The 20,509-nt window shown below is 44.3% G+C and carries 19 protein-coding genes; 3 read left to right on the top strand and 16 right to left on the bottom strand.

Annotated features, from left to right (window positions below; translation table 11 throughout):
• Positions 1 to 8: 8 nt before the first annotated feature.
• From rpoZ to J2Z20_RS02170, 7 genes are all read right to left on the bottom strand, one after another.
• A complete protein-coding gene (gene rpoZ, locus J2Z20_RS02200) occupies positions 9 to 227 on the bottom strand; it encodes a DNA-directed RNA polymerase subunit omega (protein ID WP_209844924.1) in 219 nt (72 codons plus the stop codon).
• A 50-nt stretch (positions 228 to 277) separates the two neighbouring features.
• Positions 278 to 850: a guanylate kinase gene (gene gmk / locus J2Z20_RS02195; RefSeq protein ID WP_209844922.1), complete on the bottom strand. Its 573-nt coding sequence runs from the start codon at positions 848 to 850 to the stop codon at positions 278 to 280.
• Between the two features lie 14 nt (positions 851 to 864).
• The gene (gene remA, locus J2Z20_RS02190; protein ID WP_005548256.1) at positions 865 to 1,125 is read right to left on the bottom strand and encodes an extracellular matrix/biofilm regulator RemA; all 261 of its coding nucleotides are present in this window, start codon (positions 1,123 to 1,125) and stop codon (positions 865 to 867) included.
• 54 nt (positions 1,126 to 1,179) lie between these two features.
• On the bottom strand, positions 1,180 to 2,073 hold the full coding sequence (locus J2Z20_RS02185) for a YicC/YloC family endoribonuclease (protein ID WP_209844920.1): 894 nt from the start codon (positions 2,071 to 2,073) through the stop codon (positions 1,180 to 1,182).
• A 32-nt stretch (positions 2,074 to 2,105) separates the two neighbouring features.
• Positions 2,106 to 3,989, bottom strand: coding sequence for a bifunctional homocysteine S-methyltransferase/methylenetetrahydrofolate reductase (locus J2Z20_RS02180; protein WP_209844918.1), 1,884 nt, complete (start codon positions 3,987 to 3,989; stop codon positions 2,106 to 2,108).
• 163 nt (positions 3,990 to 4,152) lie between these two features.
• On the bottom strand, positions 4,153 to 4,989 hold the full coding sequence (gene dapF, locus J2Z20_RS02175; RefSeq protein ID WP_209844917.1) for a diaminopimelate epimerase: 837 nt from the start codon (positions 4,987 to 4,989) through the stop codon (positions 4,153 to 4,155).
• Between the two features lie 77 nt (positions 4,990 to 5,066).
• On the bottom strand, positions 5,067 to 7,868 hold the full coding sequence (locus tag J2Z20_RS02170; protein ID WP_209844915.1) for a calcium-translocating P-type ATPase, SERCA-type: 2,802 nt from the start codon (positions 7,866 to 7,868) through the stop codon (positions 5,067 to 5,069).
• 216 nt (positions 7,869 to 8,084) lie between these two features.
• On the opposite strand from J2Z20_RS02170, the gene J2Z20_RS02165 reads away from it, so the two are divergent.
• A complete protein-coding gene (locus J2Z20_RS02165; protein ID WP_209844913.1) occupies positions 8,085 to 9,836 on the top strand; it encodes an Rqc2 family fibronectin-binding protein in 1,752 nt (583 codons plus the stop codon).
• 71 nt (positions 9,837 to 9,907) lie between these two features.
• Here J2Z20_RS02165 and J2Z20_RS02160 read toward each other — a convergent pair whose 3' ends face one another.
• From J2Z20_RS02160 to J2Z20_RS02120, 9 genes are all read right to left on the bottom strand, one after another.
• Positions 9,908 to 10,768 (bottom strand): PHP domain-containing protein, encoded by an 861-nt coding sequence (locus tag J2Z20_RS02160; RefSeq protein ID WP_415639984.1) that lies wholly within the window; start codon positions 10,766 to 10,768, stop codon positions 9,908 to 9,910.
• Positions 10,769 to 10,822: 54 nt separating this feature from the next.
• On the bottom strand, positions 10,823 to 11,728 hold the full coding sequence (locus tag J2Z20_RS02155; protein WP_209844911.1) for a LysR family transcriptional regulator: 906 nt from the start codon (positions 11,726 to 11,728) through the stop codon (positions 10,823 to 10,825).
• Between the two features lie 105 nt (positions 11,729 to 11,833).
• A complete protein-coding gene (locus J2Z20_RS02150; protein ID WP_209844909.1) occupies positions 11,834 to 12,271 on the bottom strand; it encodes a hypothetical protein in 438 nt (145 codons plus the stop codon).
• A 188-nt stretch (positions 12,272 to 12,459) separates the two neighbouring features.
• Positions 12,460 to 12,723, bottom strand: a complete 264-nt coding sequence (locus tag J2Z20_RS02145; RefSeq protein ID WP_209844907.1) for a YlbG family protein — start codon at positions 12,721 to 12,723, stop codon at positions 12,460 to 12,462.
• A 56-nt stretch (positions 12,724 to 12,779) separates the two neighbouring features.
• Positions 12,780 to 13,217 (bottom strand): YlbF/YmcA family competence regulator, encoded by a 438-nt coding sequence (locus J2Z20_RS02140; protein ID WP_209844904.1) that lies wholly within the window; start codon positions 13,215 to 13,217, stop codon positions 12,780 to 12,782.
• Positions 13,218 to 13,391: 174 nt separating this feature from the next.
• Positions 13,392 to 15,296, bottom strand: a complete 1,905-nt coding sequence (locus tag J2Z20_RS02135; protein ID WP_209844902.1) for a helicase-associated domain-containing protein — start codon at positions 15,294 to 15,296, stop codon at positions 13,392 to 13,394.
• Positions 15,293 to 17,005: a DNA repair helicase XPB gene (locus tag J2Z20_RS02130; RefSeq protein WP_209844901.1), complete on the bottom strand. Its 1,713-nt coding sequence runs from the start codon at positions 17,003 to 17,005 to the stop codon at positions 15,293 to 15,295. Before J2Z20_RS02130 ends, J2Z20_RS02135 begins: the two co-directional genes overlap by 4 nt.
• An 89-nt stretch (positions 17,006 to 17,094) precedes the next feature.
• Complete coding sequence (locus J2Z20_RS02125) at positions 17,095 to 17,526, bottom strand: CBS domain-containing protein (RefSeq protein WP_209844899.1); 432 nt, start codon at positions 17,524 to 17,526, stop codon at positions 17,095 to 17,097.
• A 56-nt stretch (positions 17,527 to 17,582) separates the two neighbouring features.
• Entirely contained in the window at positions 17,583 to 18,758 is a 1,176-nt protein-coding gene (locus J2Z20_RS02120) for a M20 family metallopeptidase (RefSeq protein ID WP_209844896.1), read from the bottom strand.
• Positions 18,759 to 18,914: 156 nt separating this feature from the next.
• Here J2Z20_RS02120 and J2Z20_RS02115 point away from each other — a divergent pair, with 156 nt between their 5' ends.
• Both J2Z20_RS02115 and ftsW read left to right on the top strand, forming a co-directional pair.
• Complete coding sequence (locus J2Z20_RS02115; RefSeq protein ID WP_209844894.1) at positions 18,915 to 19,262, top strand: YugN family protein; 348 nt, start codon at positions 18,915 to 18,917, stop codon at positions 19,260 to 19,262.
• A gap of 13 nt (positions 19,263 to 19,275) precedes the next feature.
• Positions 19,276 to 20,505, top strand: coding sequence for a putative lipid II flippase FtsW (gene ftsW, locus J2Z20_RS02110; RefSeq protein WP_209844892.1), 1,230 nt, complete (start codon positions 19,276 to 19,278; stop codon positions 20,503 to 20,505).
• The last annotated feature ends 4 nt before the right edge of the window (positions 20,506 to 20,509 follow it).

The following is a 20,509-nucleotide window of genomic DNA, read 5'->3' as shown; positions in this document are numbered from 1 at the left end:
TATTGATTTTAACGTTCTGGAGTATTCTCCGAATCGCTTTGTTCAATCTTTATATAATCCCCGTAGATTTCTTCTAAAGCCATTCCCACATATTTGTGTGATTTGAATTGCTTGAGCTCGCTCTTCTCACCGTCTCGAAGTTGTCTAGCACGGCGGGAAGCCGCAACAACTAGCGAATATTTGCTATCAACTTTTTTCAACATTTCATCAATGGATGGGTACAGCACTTAAAAGCACCTCTTCTTTTTGTAGTTACTAAAAATAAATTTAGTTCTGCTTACTTTCTTACTTTACAATGCTCGGCGGTAATGATTGATTCAATCCGTTTGCAGGCAAGATCGATTTCATCGTTTACTACCGCGTAATCATAATGCTTAATCAAATTCATTTCATCCACAGCCACAGTCATACGATGGTCTATCGTATCTTGCGACTCAGTACCGCGGCCTGTGATACGTCCCTTCAGTTCATCTAGTGAAGGAGGCAGTAAGAAAATAAAAACGCCTTCCGGAAACTTTTCTTTCACTTTGAGAGCGCCTTGCACTTCAATTTCGAGAATGATATCTTTGCCGCTTGCTAACGTCTCTTCCACAAAATCACGCGGTGTTCCGTAATAATTGCCTACGTATTCGGCGTATTCCAGCAATTGATCGTTCTTAATCATTTCTTGAAATTGTTCATGGCTTTTGAAAAAATAATTCACGCCATCTTGTTCGCCAACCCGAGGTGCTCGAGTCGTTGCAGAAACCGAGTAGACAAGCTCCGGCATCTGCTTGCGAAGCGCACTGCACACTGTGCCTTTACCGACCCCAGAAGGTCCTGATAAAACAATAAGTAATCCCTTGTCCATATTTTTCTCCATCATTATTCGTCGTTGTCATCGTCTTTCGTAGATAAACGATGGGCTACCGTCTCCGGTTGAACCGCTGATAAAATAACGTGATCGCTGTCTGTAATAATGACAGCACGTGTACGGCGCCCGTAAGTAGCATCGATCAACATATGCCGATCTCTTGCTTCTTGAATAATCCGTTTAATAGGTGCGGATTCCGGACTTACAATGGAAATAATTCGGTTAGCCGATACGATATTCCCGAAGCCGATGTTAATAAGTTTAATTGCCATGTTTAGGTTCTTCCCCCTATAATTTGACTCAGACTTGCCGAAATTCGACTTGAACTATTCAATATTCGCAGCTTGTTCGCGAATTTTCTCCAATTCTGCTTTCATTTCGACAACACTATTGACAAGAGCCAAATGATTGGCTTTCGATCCAATCGTATTGACTTCCCGGTTCATTTCCTGAATTAAAAAATCAAGCTTACGCCCTACCGGTTCATCAGCGCCCAGCAGTCCTCTGCATTGTTCAAAATGACTATGCAGACGAGTCAGTTCTTCATCGATATTGGAACGATCAGCAAACACAGCGATTTCCATTCCAAATTTATATTCATCAAACCCGAACGATTCATCCTGCAGTTCTGTGAGACGGCGTCTTAACTTCTCGCGATAATCGCTCACGACAACAGGAGCTAAACGTTTGAGATCATTATGATGCGATTCTAATTTTCTCAGGCGCTTCTCTATATCCTGAGCCAGATGACTGCCTTCATTTCTGCGCATATTTAAAAGTCCTTGCAGCGCTTGCTCTAACCCTTCTTGAAGCACACGATCAAAGCCTTGATCTTCATTTAATGAAGAACTCGAAATTTCCGGAGTTACAAGCACATCAGGCAAAGATAGTATATCTTTAGCTGTGATCGTATCGTCCAGCCCGAATTTCTCTTTGAGTTCCTGTGCCGCATGCAAATACGCCTCTACAACCGGGACATTTAAAACTGCGCTGAGACGATTGTCAGCATCGATTTCTTTGTTAATAAACACATCAATCCGTCCTCTTTTGACATGTGATTGAACTACACGTCGCAGAGCATCCTCATAGCATGTCCATTCCCGGGGCATCCGGAAAACAACTTCACTGTACCTATGATTGACGGATTTAATTTCAAATTGAATTTTATAGCCGCCAAAAACGACGGCAGATTGACCATATCCTGTCATACTAAATGACATTGACAACACATCCGTTATACTATTGTAATTGATTATTTTGACTGAAACAAGTGGGGAGCTCGATGTTCTGATTTTTCCCACACATATTTTATTAACTGCACGCTCATATCATAGAACATGAAAGGCGTCATTAAGTATATTCCATTAAAATTGTCCATCGCAACATCAAGCAGTTCCTTAGCGATGTTAATGCCCATTTGGCGGCCCTCAGCACCTTCAAGACCAGCCATACGCTGTCTCACTTCATCTGAGAGTTGAATGCCGGGCACCTCGTTATGCAAATATTCCGCATTTCTGCCGCTCGCTAGCGGCATAATGCCAATGAAGATAGGAATGTTCAAATGAGCTGTCGCTTCCTTGATTGCTGCAATCAACTCAGGATCATACACCGGCTGAGTCATGATGTAATCTGCACCCGATGCAATCTTTTTCTCTAACCGCTGAACAGCTTTATCTAAATGTTTGACATTCGGATTAAACGCTGCGCCAACAACAAACTTAGCTTTTTGCTTCAAGGGCTTTCCGGAAAAAGCGATGCCATCATTTAACTGCTTAATCATTCTAATGATTTCAAAAGAGGTTAAATCATATACAGAACTGGAGCCAGGCAAATCGCCGAACCTTGCTGGGTCACCCGTTACAGCCAGGACATGATCAATGCCAAGCGCATCAAACCCCATCATATGAGACTGCGTGCCGATGAGATTCCGATCGCGGCATGCAATATGGATAAGCGGACGCAAACCTAGCTGGGACTGCACTAAATGACCTAGCGCCATATTGCTCATTCGCGTAACAGCGAGTGAATTATCTGCCAGAGTAAGCGCATCTGCACCTGCTTCTTGCAGAGCTTTGGCTCCGTCCATAAATTTTGTAATATCTAAATCTCGCGGCGGGTCGAGCTCAACGATTACGGTATGGCGTTCTTTTACCAAATCAACGATGCTAGGCTTCCCTGTAAACGCACCGCCGCCCTCATCCTCTTCATCTCTTTCAGCGACCGCAATTCGATCACGTTGAGAAGTAATTACAGGCTGAGGCAACGGCATCGGTATGTAATCTTTAAGCGCACCTGCAATTGCCGCAATATGCTCAGGAGTTGTTCCGCAGCACCCTCCCAATATTCGAGCACCGAGCTCAGCAAACTTCACCGCACTTTGCGCAAAGTATTCAGGCGTCGCCGCATAACGGTATTGCCCATCTACATAATCGGCTATACCGGCATTTGGAAATACAGACATTGGAACTTGCAGATGGCCTTGCAATGTATCCATTGCACGCATAATCCCGCTTGGACCTGTCCGGCAGTTAAAACCTATAACATCTGCTCCTTCCTCCGTTATAATCGAGAAGGCCTCAGGCATCGTATATCCGTCTAAAGTCGTTACGTCTTCCACAGCAAACTGACAGATGACAGGCAAATCACTTAATTTACGCACACGGCGCAGGGCGATAAGCAGTTCTTCTACATCGTAGAACGTTTCTAGTAAAATCCCGTCCACATCTTCCGTTAACAGCGCTGAAATTTGCTGTTCAAAATAACCTTTCAATTCCTTGTTCGAAATATTCGCGCGTCTGCCGCCGCGAATGGACCCGATAGCTCCGACAACATAACCGTTATTTCCAGCTGCCTCTCTAGCAATCTTTACACCGGCACGATTAATTTGTTCTACTTTCGATTCAAGACCATATTTTGAGAGTTTATCGAAATTCGCAGAGAACGTATTTGTTTCTATTAAATTTGCTCCTGCATCAATATATCGTCTATGCACATCACCAACAACTTCGGGATGAATTAAATTCAGCTCTTCGTAAGAAATACCGACAGGAAATCCCATTTGATACAAGTATGTACCCATGGCTCCGTCTCCAATTAATAGTTGCCCATCCCATATTTCTCGCAAACCCGGCTTCATATTTTCCCCTCACTCCGAAATGATATTTCCACTGCTTATCATCTTCTATGTATATAATTTCAATTTAATGTATCATAAAATAGTTTGAAAGATAAGCACGCTAAAAAAAAAAGAGAATGAAGGTGTGCTCCATTCTCAGAATATTGGCGTGTGCTCCGGAATATTAAAGTTTAATTTCCCCTTCAAACACCACTTCAGCTGGACCTGTCATATAAACGTGGTTATCATCCTCGTTCCACTCGATAAATAAGTCTCCGCCTTTTAAGGAGATCGACGCAGATCGTTCTGTGTATCCGTTCAGAACGGAAGATACTAGTGTCGCGCAAGCGCCTGTGCCGCATGCCAGCGTAGGGCCCGCACCGCGCTCCCATACACGCATGTCAACGTGATCACGCGACTTAACCGTTGCAAATTCAACGTTTACTTTTTTCGGGAACAGCGGATGCACTTCAAGTTTAGGTCCCCATGTTGTTAAATCAAAATCTACCGCGTTGTCGACGTAAATAACGCAGTGCGGGTTCCCCATCGAAACGGCTGTAAACTCAAAACTGCGTCCATCCACTTCAATCGGTTGTTTAATAACAGGATTTGCATCAATGGTTGTCGGTATTTGCAGCCCTTCAAGTACTGGCGCTCCCATATCGACTCGAACCGTCTCAACTACACCCTTTTTCACATTTAATGTAACGGGCTGAACCCCTGCACCAATCGTTTCAATCGTTACATTTTCGGATTGTACATAGCCGTGATCATATACGTACTTCGACACACAGCGGATCGCGTTTCCGCATTGTTCCGCCTCAGAACCGTCGGGATTCATTATCCGCATTTTAAAATCAGCCTTCTCTGAAGGCAGTATATAGACAAGACCGTCTGCGCCAATGCCGAAAAAACGGTTGCACAATTTCACAGCAAGCTCAGAAGCGTTCTCAGGCAATTGTTGCTTTCCGAACACAACGATAAAATCGTTGCCGAGGCCATGCATTTTTGTAAACTTCATTTGTATAACACTCCTTTTCAATGCCTCCAACTACTTGGGTAAGCATACACGAAATTGGAGCGAAAAAGCAATTCATTTTATGCACGAATGTTTGTACTATTTGCTGAAATCAGCTTGCGGCTGCCGCCTGAACGATGTCTTCTCCCGCCCCATACGCTGCCTGCACCCATCAAGAACGTAGGGATTCCTGCGGCAACGATTGTAATCGACCATTCCCTAAATCCAAGCGGTACAGTCTTAAAGATCGGCTGCATCGGCTCGATGTACATGACGCCTACCATAAGCACGACCGAAGATAAAACGGCTAACACCAGATATCGATTCTGTAACAGATTCCGGTGGAAAATAGACCGAGAGCTGCGGCAGTCAAACACATGGATCAGCTGCGCCATGACGAGTGTTGCAAAGGCAACGGATTGCGCTTTTGAAAGTTGTCCCGCATCGTTCGGCGCTACTCTAAGCGTCAGCCAAAATGCAGCTAACGTGCAGACGCCAATCAATATGCCTCTGCTTATAATTTTCCAGCCTAATCTGCGTGCAAATATATTTTCCTTCGCACCCCGCGGCTTTTGTTCCATTAAGTCTTTTTCCGGCTGATCAACACCAAGCGCCATGGCCGGCAAGCCATCTGTCACGAGGTTGACCCATAATATTTGAATAGGAAGCAGCGGCAGAGGAAGTCCAGCCATCATGGCCAGCAGCATCGTTAATATTTCTCCAACATTCGACGCTAGTAAATAACGAATGAATTTGCGAATGTTCTCATAAATATTGCGACCTTCCTCAATCGCTGCAACGATTGTTGAAAAGTTATCATCACTAAGAACAAGCGATGAGGCTTCTTTCGATACATCCGTCCCTGTAATCCCCATAGCGATACCAATATCGGACGCTTTAATCGCTGGCGCATCATTAACACCATCTCCAGTCATGGCAACGACATGGCCTTTGCGCTGCAACGATTTTACAATGCGCAACTTATGCTCTGGGGATACCCTTGCGTACACATACGTATTATCTACATTCCGATCAAGCTCATCATCACTCATCGAAGCTAACTGAGTTCCAGTTAGAATAAGGCCTCCGCGCGGAATAATGCCAAGCTGCTGAGCAATCGCCTCAGCGGTAGTACCGTGATCGCCGGTGATCATCACTGTTTTAATTCCTGCACGGCGGCATACGGTTATGGCATCCCGCACTTCACGCCTTGGCGGATCGATCATTCCGGTGAGACCAATGAAGACAAGATGTGACTCTATGTCATCTTCATGTTGATCTCGATCATTAGGGCGCAGTTCCCGATATGCCATGCCGAGCACACGAAGCGCTGAACGGGCCATTTGTTCATTTGCAGAAAGCACCTTCTGACGAAGTGTGCCGGTAAGAGGAACCACATTTCCTTCCCACAAAATATAGGCGCATCGATTAAGCAGCAAATCAGGAGCCCCTTTTGTATATACCAATCGTCCGCCTTGATGCTTAATTAGAACCGACATGCGCTTGCGTTCAGAATCGAATGGAAATTCCTTCTCCCGAACATACAAGGCGGTTAACGCCCCTGGTGACATCCCCATCTTCGACGAAAGCGTGACAAGCGCACCTTCCGTAGGGTCTCCTTTTAAATCCCATGTTGAAGAGAGCTCTTCTTTGCCTTTTTGTTTCTTTCGGGGCACTGCTGCGGCCGGCTGTGTCTCAAAGATCCCCGCATTGTTACATAGACTGCATACCTGCAGCAATCTGCGGAGCGCTTGATCATGTTTAAGATCTACAGTCTGACCTCTATCGAATATTGAACCGACTGGCGCATACCCTTCACCAGTAACCTCTAAGGTGCGTCCGCCAAGCCATACGTGTGTAACGGTCATTTTATTTTGAGTTAGCGTTCCTGTCTTATCGGAACAAATAACAGATGCGCAGCCGAGCGTCTCGACGGAAGGGAGCTTTCGCACAATCGCTTTGCGCTTAATCATCCGCTGTACACCAAGAGCCAGTGCAATAGTAACAATCGCTGGCAACCCTTCAGGTATAGCCGCAACCGCCAAACTAACTCCGGCCAAGAACATGCCAAGCGCAGGCTGTCCGTGCATAAGTCCTGCAATAACGACCAATACCGTGAGTGCGAGCGACAAATAAATGAGTATTTTCCCAAACTGTTCTAATCGGCGCTGCAGCGGCGTTTCTTGCTCTTCGGTATTCTGAATAAGATTGGCGATTTTGCCCATCTCCGTGTCCATACCTATACGAATGACGACGCCTTTTGCCGTTCCGCGCGTCATCATCGTACCCATGAAGCCGATATTTTTCTGATCACCAAGGGGAACATCCGATTCACGAATCACTTCCGCATGCTTGCTTACCGGAACCGATTCGCCAGTTAATGCCGATTCCTCGATATCGCAGTTGTTGCATTCAAGCCATCGTACATCCGCCGGAACCCGGTCCCCGCTCTCCATGACGATAATATCGCCCACTACCAGCTGCCTAGCGGGTATCTGTTCAACACTCCCACTGCGCAGCACTTTGCTACTTGGAGCAGACAGCTGTTTCAGCGCACGCAGGGATCGTTCAGCGCGGAACTCTTGGATAAACCCCAAGACCCCATTAATCAAAATAATTGCAACGATTGTTATCGCGTCTAAATATTCACCAAGCAGTCCTGAAACTAATGTTGCTCCCATCAGAACGAGCATCATAAAATCTTTAAATTGATTTAAAAACAACGTAATGGGCGAAATTCGTTTACCCTCTGAAAGCTCGTTAAAACCGCGTGTCTCTTGCCTATGTTTCGCTTCTTCTGATGTGAGACCTTGATGCTGGTCTACACCAAGCAGCTTCTTCAGTTCATCCCCAGACAACTGGTGCCACTTTTTTTGTTCCATGCTCTCTTTTTCCCTCCCGATGTTCTCGAGTTTTCATCGTGACAGCTTTTCCACCTGCTTTAGGGTAAATGTATTCTGACAAGTCCCAAATTATCACATGCAAGGCTCTTAAGTTTTTGTTCAAACTGTGGCATCATAGAAAAGAAAGGTATTATATAAGAACTTACACGCAATTCTATTAAAATAGATGTGAGTTATAGATAGGAGAACTGAAAAATGGCATTGGACGGCATTGTAACACGAGCAATTGTCCATGAATTGCAATCATGTATCGGAGGAAGAATTACAAAAATTCATCAACCGTCAGATAACGACATTATCCTCTTATTAAGAGCACAAGGGGAAAATCGCAGACTTCTGTTATCAGCGAATCCAACGTACCCAAGAGTACATTTTACAGAGCAGACGTTCATTAATCCCCAAGAAGCGCCGATGTTCTGCATGCTGCTTCGCAAACATTTTGAAGGCGGAATTATCGAGCGAATTGCACAAGTCGGCATGGAACGGATCATTCATATGGACGTACGCCAGCGGGATGAACTTGGAGATGTGTCCGTTAAGCGCATTGTCATCGAACTCATGGGACGCCACAGCAATATCATCATCGTTGATCCTGCTACAGGCACGCAGCTGGATGGAATCCATCACGTCACACCAGCGATCAGCAGCTACAGAGTTGTGATGCCAGGCTTCACATATACTGAGCCGCCTCAGCAGCATAAGCTTAATCCTCTCAGTACGAGTAAAGAAGAGTTTATGCAACGTTATCAAGAGACAGAGCAAGCAAACGCGGCCTGGTTAGTGGAATCATTTAGCGGATTAAGTCCATTAATCGCTCAAGAAATCGAGCATCGTGCGAAGGGAGGCGGCGCTCAAATCGATGAATCTAGTTCATATGGCGAACAATTATGGAACGCCTTTTCACATATGATGGACAGCATTCGGGGCAATGAATTTTCACCCGTAATCGGCTATAACAGCAAAGGTAAAATGGTATTTTCAGCAATACCGCTGACGATGATTGAGAAAGATCAGGTTATTTTTCCTAGCATCAGCAGCTGTATGGAGGCATTTTACGGAGAAAAGGCAGAGCGGGACACCGTTAAGCAAAAGGTAAGCGATCTGCTTCGTTTTTTACAAAATGAACTAAATAAAAACGTCAAAAAGCTAGATCATTTACAAGCCGATTTAAAAGAAGCAGAGGATGCAGAACAATATCGAATTTACGGCGAGCTGCTCTTCGCTTCCATACATCAAATCCAAAAAGGTGACAAAGAAGCTAAGCTTGTCAATTTCTATGATGAAGAGCAGAGAACCGTTACGATTCCGCTCGATCCGCTGCTTACTCCTTCGGACAATGCGCAGCGCTATTTCAAGAAATATAACAAGTATAAAAACAGCTTGGCCGTCATTCACGAACAGTTAGATAAGACCCACGAAGAAATCAATTATTTGCAAGGACTTCTGCAACAGCTGTCTCACGCTTCCGTCAGCGATATCGAAGAAATTCGCGAAGAACTTGTTCAGCAGGGCTACTTGCGCGATCGCAATAAAAAAGCCCGCAAGAAGAAGAAAAACGATCGTCCTACTCTTCACGTATACACATCATCGGAAGGCATTGAAATTTATGTAGGCAAGAACAATTTGCAGAACGAATATGTGACGAACCGTCTTGGAGCGCCTAACGACACTTGGCTGCATACGAAAGATATTCCAGGTTCTCACGTACTGATCCGAAGCTCCGAATATGGTGAAGCGACGCTCGAAGAAGCTGCACAGCTTGCCGCATATTTCAGCCAAGCGAAGGAATCAAGCAGCGTACCGGTTGACTACACGCTCATTCGCTATGTCCGCAAGCCTAGCGGATCTAAGCCCGGCTTTGTAATCTATGATCACCAAAAAACGTTGTATGTCACGCCAGATGAGCAGCTGATAAAGAGCTTGCCGAACACGATCAAAAACAGCTGACTATAAATATACTGAAACAAAAAAGACCTGAGAATTCGAAGCATAATACAGCTTCACTCAGGTCTTTGTGTTTATATTCCCCTTCTAGATGACAGTAAAGACAGCACTTCAGCTGACACCGTTCGGTTTCCAATATCACCGTGAAAAATAACACCTTGCCGCGCACCGTGAAAATCGGATCCGCCAGTCATAATAAGCTCGTAATGTTCAGCCATCAACATATACCGCTCTTCATCTGCTTCACTATGATCTGAATGGTATACTTCAATACCAGCGGGACGACCTTCTTCAATAATCGCACGAACGAGATCATCATTCTTATATAGTCCAGGATGAGCGAGTACCGGCGTGCCGTCCGCTTCCCGAATCCAATTCATAGCCTCCGCAGGAGTAATGCGCGGCAATGACACATACGCAGCTGCTCCTTCTGCCAAGTATCTATCGAACGCTTCTCTCATATTCGAGACATACCCCTTATGCACAAGCAAGTCGGCGATATGAGGTCTTCCTATACTTTCATCGGCTCTAAGAGGACGGCCTAAATGGTTAATGACTTCGTCCAAGGTAATCGAAACACCAAGCTGCTGAAGCTTCGAAATGATGAGTTCATTGCGACGCTCCCTCGTACTTCGAAGCTCCTCAAGCCTTCTTAAGAACACCTGATCATGAAAGTCTATGTAATATCCAAGCACATGAATGTCTTGATCGTCCACTCGTGTACTTATTTCGATGCCAGGAACGACAATAACGCCATCTTCTTCTCCAACTCGCAGCGCTTCTTCAATACCCGCTATCGTATCATGATCCGTAATAGCGATCGCGGCAAGCCCTTTTTGCTTAGCAAAGTGTACATTTTCAGCAGGCTTATGCAGCCCATCCGAAGCTTGAGTATGCGTATGTAAATCACATAATCCTTCCTGATTCATCACCATCTGCTTCACGCCCCTTTCACAACATATGAGCGAGCAAAGGATGCCCTATGCCCTCTATACAACCAGCTTCTGCTGTTTCATAAATTCTAAGAACGTCACTGCAGATATAGGCAGCAGCGTTGATTTTAAATGAATCGAGAAAAATTGACGTTTAAATGAGGCGTCACGAATGTTAATCATTTTAAGCAGTCCAAGGGCAATCTCGTGCTTAACAGAAGACGGAGACAGCATCGTAATGCCAAACCCTTCCTCTACAGCAGATTTAACTGCTCCAGTGCTGCCTAATTCCATAACCGTATGAATCGTATTCGGGTCCAATTTTTTGGCAATAAACTGCTCTTCCATAACTTGTCTTGTTCCAGACCCCTTCTCTCTGAGAACGAACGGATAAGTAATAACCTCTTCCAAATCCACTTGGTCAAATGCAGCAAGCGGATGCTGTGCCGAAACAATTAACTTGAGCTCGTCCTCCATGACGGGCTCGATCACCATATCCGGATGATGAATCGGGGCTTCAATTAGACCAAAATTGAGCTGATGATTCTCAATATACTCCAATATTTGTGTCGTATTCATTACTTTCATCATGATTGAAATATGAGGATATTGCTTGCTGAAAGGTCCAAGAAGACGAGGCAATACATACTCACCTATCGTCAGACTTGCCCCGAGCAGCAGTCTGCCTTCCAGCATATGCGTGTAACGTGACATCGATAAATCCGTCTCACGCATGAGCTCAATCGCTTTCCTTGCATAAGGCAGCAGTGTCTGACCGGCTTCGGACAGCTCGATTTTTTTGGTTGACCGATGGAGCAGCTTCGTTCCGAAATATTCTTCCAGCCCTTGTATTTGCATCGTTACTGCTGGTTGCGTCATATGCAATACTTGGGCAGCAGCTGAAAAGCTTCCTCTTTCCGCTACGGTATAAAAAGTATGAAGTTGATGAAAGTTAAGTGCCATCGGTTTTACTCCCCTCTCTAACTGCATATATTGTAACCTATGCACAGCAATGAGACAAAAAAAGCATGCAGAAAATGTTATTTTCCACATGCCTTAAAATAAAAGTTATTTGCGTTTACGGCTATTTTTAATGAGTGTCATTCTCCGTGAATGTCTAAGCCAAGAATAGTAGGATTTCAAGTCACGTAGTTCTATCGTCTCAGACATTCGGCCAAGAAATGTAACAACGATCATTTTATGTAAAGGATTGCCCAAAATATCACATTCTCCTGGCAGCTCCGAAAATTCAGCTACGAGTACCAAGTCTTCATCAATAATATAGACGTCCTGTTCATTCCGATAATAGGGTGCGATCCGATTCTGCTTAAGACATTCCCACATCCATGCCGCAATATGATCGAAACCGCTATTTTGCTGTTCAATTCGGTCCAAATAACGACTTTGAGCATGGTTGGTAATTACAATGTCAGCAACTCTCTTATCCCCAAGTTCAACATAGAAGGACTCATAGGTGCTCCATCGCTGCATTACCTTATCTCTCATGTGGTATCACTCTCCACCAGAATAGGTCTTTTTAACCATGAATATATACCCAATATATTACATCATAACCTATAGATTCACAAGAAAAATTATTCAACCCGATGAATAAATTTAACAATTGACAAAGAAAAAAAACGGCCATTAAGGCCGCTGTCTGTTGAGTTTCCATATAAGTTATATCCATCTAGTCATGCATTATTTAAAACGGTAAGATCTGGGTTGTTTTTACTATATTCTGTTTTTATTTCATTACGGTAAGAACGCTCAATTTTACGTACATAAGAAAGCTTACGGACATTTCTCATCGTATCCTCAGCACGATCTGCATTTACATACATAACGACATAATGCATCCGGCGTGAAATATAATGCACTGTACCGTATTTTTCTAAATTTTTAGCTGCTTTTAAATCACTCACCCAAATAATGAAACCAGTGCGTTCCGGAAACATTGTTCTTTCTACCTCACTTTCTCCTGTCTTTACCTAGAGACAGAATGAAGCATTCTTTAACCGCAGCTGCATTTGCCGCCGCTGCCGCAGCCGCCTTTCGGATTCGGATCATTGCTTGGCACTTTAATGGTATCCGAGACGGAGTATGCAATCATCTCCGATATTTGATGAAACATTTCATCAATATTTTTCTCCGCTTGTTTAAAGCGCCGCACTTCTTCAAATTTATCCAATTGATCCTCTATTGCCTTAACTTCATCTTTGGCAGAGTGATAATTCGGATGGAAATGACCGAAACGCTGCGTTTCTTCAAAGAGCTCTTTTTTGCGCTCCATCTGTTTAACTAGTGCTTGAATTTCAGGATGTTCAGCAACCTTTTGCTTCCAATATAAATAATTCGCAATTTCTACCGAATTGTTTATCATATCGCCTAATTCATAGGCGTATGTCAGTAACTTGGCCATGTCAACCGTATTTTTCTCTAATACGCTCATGAATTTCATCTCAATTCTTTACATTGTTCTACCTTAGCCGACTTAAACCCATAAGGTAGACTCTTTTATAATACCATAAGAATTGAAGGTAAAGAAGTAGTTGTCCCACTATCTGTAAAAAATGTTTAACCGTAATTATTGCCAATCGCCTGCATCTTTTGTTTATTTTCATCTTTATTTTGAAGGCAGTACTAGCTTCATTTCCTCCCAATCTCCCGCTTCCAGCTCTGTCCATACTGCAGGGTCCGCTTCTGAGCGAATATATCCTCTTGCTTTCCAACGATCGCGAGATTGAATCTGATGAGGAATAAATTCAACCGTTGTCCCTTCTATGCTCAGCAACACACTTGTCTTCCAATCAAGCGCCTGCTCCATTATTTTCTGGGCAGTTGATGGATGATAAGTTCTCATCTCTTTGCTCCACATTGCAGGTACCGAATCAATTGTAGGAAAAAACACGTCAGCATCTGGAATATCATGATCCTCCTCATAGAAGTGTAATGTTCTTCCGCTGTATACGATTCCCTTGCTGCCATCTGTATCTATATATTGAGTGTCTCCAAGAGATGAATCATTGTCAGCTGTATGAAATGGGATACGCGGAAATATCGTGTACTCATCGCCCAAACCGTGAACTTGCTTACGAGGCGATAATCCCATCTTTTCCAAAACTGGCCGAATACCCGCAATTTGATCTGATTCTACGATAAAATCTCGCGGACCGATGCGCTTAACCACTTCGTTTAGCCTAGGATGGCTCGCAATTTCGTCTGCCGCCTCCTCATCGGTGCAACGAAGCAAGGTGACAGCTGCAAAATGCGTGCGTCCGATTTCTTTGCCCCACTGAGCAATCGTTACTTTAATATTATCCGGCAGCCCTGTTAAGGAATTTCCCTCCAAAAAGGAGGTTATATCTTGGATCGATCTCTCATGTTCCGTTGCTTCAGCCAGACTGTTCTTCGATAACTTGTATATGGACATGAGATCCATCTTTACGAATTCGGCGCAAATTTCTAATTCCCAGCGCACAGAATACGGAACATCCGGAGGAACGACAATTTCGAAGTCCGGCTCAACATAGAATCGTCCTGTTGGCTTAATTTCTTCACTTTTATGTATATCGGTTAAAGAAATCGTTTCATGAAATGAACTTATCAAACGAAAACAAACATTCCCGCTTGAATCTTCCCCCACATCGGCAAATCCAAACGCATTCATCATGTGCAAAAAGCCAATGGCCTGCGCATTGATCTCAGCAATTTCTGGCGAATCCATTAATCCTTCTTGCTCAAGGGATTGCAGAACATCTCGAACTCTGTACCAACCTGTTGTCATTAATGAAGGCGATAGTATACTGTACCGATAATGCTGCAGACTTGGATTCGGAATCGTATATCTTTCCATCGCTGCCCAAAATAAAATATGCTGCATTTCCTGAAACGATTTGTTAAGCCATCCTTCAATTGCAGTAGTTTCTAATAAAAAGGCATCGCTGCCTTTACGCACTAAACCGGTGTAGAGCAGCAAATCCAACACAACCGCCAAATGGACGGGATAAATATCTTGATGAACATACTTCAGTTCGAGCAAGTTAAAATCTTCACAGCTCACTTCGATCTGCTCACTTAACTTGTTCATTGTTTTCTTATGCAACGTTCCTTTAGCTGTAATGGGCAATCCATTCTTTCCAGCCCACACTAATGCTCGGAACAAATCATTTGCAATTCCGCTCTTCGCTTCTTTCGTTAAAGTAATCTCTGAAGGTTCAGCTTGAGACACGTGAATATTGAACATTGATTGCTGAAGCTCGGATAAGAAGTCTTCAGGGATATAGTATAGCCTTTCCCCCCAAGCCTTTTTCACTGCACGAATAAGTCCAAGTCTGCGAAGCTGAATAAACTCCACAATGACTTCAGCACCGCTTAGGTCCGAAATCGGGAGCTGCACAAGTTGCTCTTGCAAGAACGGCTGTCCAGCATAACGCTGCAGCAGATTTTTAAGAACTTTTCGACCTGCTAGCGAGAGTACTGCAACCTGTTCTTTTGGTTGAATTTGTTTGGTGTTAGTCACCGCATTCATGTTCCCGAAATCGCCTCCATGCCAAGCTCTTCTTCATTTACATAGTGGATGCTATACTCATACCCTTGTTCAATCAAAAACAATTGGCGCCGCAAAGCAAAATCTTGTTCCCGGGTATCCTGAGACACAATCGTATAAAAAAACGCGGTATTTGAATCTTTCTTCGGACGAAGTATACGTCCAAGACGCTGCGCTTCTTCCTGGCGCGAACCGAAACTGCCTGATACTTGAATGGCAACGGCTGCATCCGGCAAATCAACGGCAAAATTAGCGACCTTTGAAACGACGATCACCGGCACTTTACCTTCTTTAAACTTGGCATACCATTCATTTCGCTGCTGCTGGGGCATCTCTCCAGAAATTAGCGGGGCATTCAGCTTAGCAGCGATTTCTTTCAATTGATCTATGTATTGGCCTATGATCAGCGCAGGCAGCCCTAAATGTTTATTAAGCAGTTGTCTAATGACCGGCAATTTGTTTGAGTTTTCTGCGGCAATCCGAAATTGTTCCTTCTTCTCAGCAAGACGATATCTCTCTAATGTCGTTCTAGGCATATCTACTCGCCATTCTTCGCATTCGACCCTAGCAATCCACCCTTGCTTCTCAAGCTCTTTCCATGGAACTTCAAATCTCTTAGGTCCGATGAGCGAGAACACATCCTGTTCACACCCATCTTCACGGACCAGCGTCGCGGTAAGACCTAGCCGCCTTGTCGCTTGAATATCAGCGGTCGCCCGGAACACGGGTGCAGGAAGCAGATGAACTTCATCGTAGATAATAAGTCCCCAATCCCGCTCATCAAACAGCTTCATATGTTCAAACGGATCGTCCTTCGATTTACGGTGAGTTAGAATCTGATAAGTAGCAACAGTAATCGGTTTAACTTCTTTTTTAAGACCAGAGTATTCTCCAATATCCGATGCAGAGAGACTCGTTGTGCTGACGATTTCGTTAATCCATTGTTTTACCGAAGTGCTGTTTGACGTAAGAATAAGTGTCTCGCATTGAAATCGTTCCATGATCCCAATCCCTATTACCGTCTTGCCTGCTCCGCACGGAAGTACAAGTACCCCGCTTCCGCCGGCAGCGGTCTGAGAACCTTCAAAAGCACGAATCGCGTCTTGTTGATAAGATCTCAGACGAAAATCTGAACCATCAGGCAGTTGCTTCGCTAACCCAAAGTGAAGCGGCTTCCCAAGGTGATACCCTACTAAATCAATAACCGGATATCCAAGGCGCATCAACTCTTGCTTGAGATGACCGCGCATACTTGATACTACCTTTATTCGTGCAGCTGAATCATCAACTTCCCAATAGATCGATAAAGATGGATAACTTATTATTTCTTGAAGTAATTTATCGTCTGTGCATTCTAAATGGATAATATGTTCATCGCTGTCATCTGGCACAAGCAGCAGCTTCCCATAACGCAGCACCAACTGTTCTATATCTTGAATTAACTTTTGCGGAACGTCCCATTTGGATAATTGCTGCAGCGTATTCACAATATCAGATGCAGACCATCCGGTCGCGGCAGCATTCCATAGAGAAATACGCGTCATCCGGTACGTATAAAAGGTAGAGAGACTCTTAATCAATTCCGCAAAACAGCTTAGCTGTTGCCGCGCCTCTTCAAAGCCCGGATGCGACGTGTCCAGAAGAACTGTAAAATCACGTTGTACGATACACGATCGCTGGCTGTTTAACATAATCTTTCCTCCTGCCAATAAAGCTAGAAAAAGAAGTTCATTCCGATTAATATCGGACATGAACTTCTTTATCATGCACTAAGCTCACTTTAGTGTAAATGTTGTTGGGAAATTTGAGAAAGTGCTGCACCCGCATTATCCGCGAAAATATTTCGAACGGCCAAATCACCGATCGATATAATGCCTAGAAGTTTGTGATTGTTGTCCGTAACCGGCAATCTGCGAATTTGCTGCTCAGCCATAAGTTCCGCAGCATCATCAACAGACATATCTGGAGATGCTGTTCGAATGCTTGTTGTCATTACTTTTTCGACAGATGTGGACCCAGAATGTTTCTCTGCATATCCACGAACGACAAGGTCACGGTCGGTAACGACACCGATCAGCGTCTGACCGTCTGTATCCACGACTGGAATAATGCCCACATCGTTCTGCTTCATTTTAACGGCAACTTCGTAGATGTTGTCCTGAGTGGTAACCGTTTCGCAATTTGTCGTCATTAATTCTTTGACTGTCTTCATGTAAAATCCCTCCTTTTCGAAATTAGATTTTCCAAAAGAGGGATTTAGCATGCATATTAAGATTTCATTTCGGTTAAATAAGATTGCGTCATCGCAATCAGCAGATTTGCCGCATGAATCATGGCGTCCTCATCAAAATCGAATTTAGGGTGATGATGCGGGTATACAGCGCCCTTGGCTTCATTTCCTGCGCCAACAAACATGAAGCAGCCAGGGATGTTTTCTAAATAGTAAGAAAAGTCCTCTGCAGGCATGAGCTTCGGAATTCGCCCTACCTTGTCTTCTCCAAACACTTTTACAGCTTCCCTAAAAAACCGCGAAGTCTCTTCATCATTATTCACAAGAGGCGGATAACCCATAACATAACGAATGCTCGCTTCTGTATTATAAGCCGCACAGATCATTTCGGTCATCTGTTCAATGCGGCGGCGAATAAGCATTCTTGTATCCTCATCAAAGGTTCTTACCGTCCCTGTAATACGGCACGTCTCGGCAATAACATTCTGGGCTGCTCCGCCATTTATGGTTCCTACCGTGACGACAGCAGGAATAAGCGGGTCTACAGAACGACTCACGATTGTCTGGAGCTGCATCACTAATGCGGACGCTGCCACAACACTGTCGACACTCATATGCGGCATTCCGCCGTGTCCGCCTTTACCTGTAATATCTATAAAAAATTCATCGGCTGCTGCCATTAGCGGTCCGGGAGCGCTCGCAACCGTTCCTACATCGATTGGAGTCCAGAGATGAACGCCGTAAATGACATCAGCCCCCTCTAGAGCCCCGTCCTTTATGACGCCAACAGCTCCGCCGGGACATACCTCTTCGCTCGGCTGAAACAACAGCCTAATTTCTCCCTCAATCTCACTTGGCCGTTCTTTAAAATAGCGAGCTACAGCGAGCAGTGTGGCCGTATGACCATCATGACCGCATGCATGCATGACACCTGCTGTTTTCGATGCGTATTCTACGGTCTTCTCATCTTGAATAGGCAGCGCATCCATATCTGCGCGGAGCACGACCGTTTTACCAGGCTTACTGCCATATATCGTTCCGATCACACCGTGGCCGCCGACTCCTGTTCTCACATCAATATCAAAACTTCGAAGGGTACTCGCTACAAATGCGGCTGTATGCTCTTCATGAAAAGACAATTCAGGATGCTGATGTAAATAGCGCCGCCACTTGATCATATCAGGAAATAACTTATGTACTTCTTGTCCTTTCATAATCCCCCATCCTTTCAAATCTATTAAACTATTGTAGCAGAATTATCCAATTCATTACATATATTGCGTGATGAATATGTTGCACAAGTGTCTGAAACATACTATCATGAATAGAGAAGTTTTTGGTAGTTTCATAAGTTGAGGAGGACACAGATTATGATTATCGAGAATACAGGTTTAGACGGATTAAAATGCGAGCTTTCATACCTCGATGAAACCGCTGAAAAAGTAGGTTTTATTCGCTGGCAATGGGAATACTACCGTGCTACATACGATCTGAAAATTGAAGACAAGCCAAACAACGCTGAATATTTCTTGCGAGTGAACACGCGAGCAGTTGAAGGGAAACTGGAGAAACCAGATACCGTGCTAGCAATTGAAGCAGTATACATAGGTAAAGCTACATTCCCGCATGGCCTTGAGTATGAAACACCAATTCCACAACCAGTAATGAGTACAGCGATGCAAAAAATTAAACAGCTAAAGGCATTGCTTGACGCGTAAGCAGGAATTAGACATGAAAGATAATAAACCCCAACAACCGAAGAGAGGTGCACCGGACTTTCAGCTCCTCATCCTCACCTTGCTGTTGGTCGGATTTGGTCTGGTCATGGTTTTCAGTGCCAGTTCAAGTGTAGCGGTTGTGAATGCTCGCTTTAATTATGACGCTCTCTACTTTACAAAAAAACAGCTGCTATGGGCATTTCTAGGTCTGATCGGCATGTTTATTGCCATGAATATTCATTATTCAAAGTATAAGAAATTGTTTATTCCTGTATTTATAGTTACCATAATTATGCTTGTGATGGTAGCCGGGATGGGCTCGAGAGTAAACGGAGCTAGAAGTTGGTTTAACATCGGAACGCTCGGGATTCAACCTACTGAACTTGCGAAAATTGCAACCATCTTGTATCTTTCCGCCCTAATAACTAAAAAAGGAGAGCGATTTCGCGATCTGAGAAAAGGTTATATACCGGTCATGCTCATCGTCGGTATCGTGGCTGGTCTGATCATGCTTCAGCCAGACTTTGGTTCCTGCGCAATCCTGGTCGCTACGTGCGGTCTTATTGTTTTTGCAGGCGGCGCCAGTATCAAACATATTGCAGGCTCCATTGGAATTCTCCTGCTTGGGGCAGCTATTGTGCTTGGGGCAAACGCCCTTATTGGCTCTGTTACCGGCAAAGATCAGAAAGCTGCTGAGGGAAGCTACAAAATGGGACGTATTCAAGCTTTTCTTAATCCTTGGGACGACGCTCAAGGTACTGGTTATAATGTCATCCAGTCGATGATAGCAATCGGTCACGGCGGCGTTACAGGAGCTGGATTCGGGCAAAGCATTCAGAAGCTCCACTACTTGCCTAACCCATTTAACGATTTTATTTTCTCAGTCATTGGTGAAGAATTCGGCTTTATTGGTACAACCATTTTCTTGCTGTTCTATGGATATTTTATTTGGCGAGGTCTCATTGTTGCTTTAAGATGTCCTGACAGCTTTGGGACACTCGTCGGCGTCGGTATTATGGGGCTTATTGCCATTCAAGCTTTTATTAACATCGGCGGAGTCACGAATACAATTCCGATCACCGGAGTAACATTGCCGTTCATTAGCTACGGTGGATCCTCACTGCTCGTTATGATGGTAAGTATGGGAATTATGCTAAGCATATCTAGAGAATACAATCATCCAATGAGGCAGGAAAAAACAAAATCTGTTGTCGTAAAAAAAGACTACAAGGCTCACCTGTAGTCTT

It is taken from the genome of Paenibacillus sediminis, assembly GCF_017873765.1.
Taxonomy (GTDB): domain Bacteria; phylum Bacillota; class Bacilli; order Paenibacillales; family Paenibacillaceae; genus Paenibacillus_AG; species Paenibacillus_AG sediminis.
This window is presented reverse-complemented; position numbering and strand designations above follow the sequence as displayed.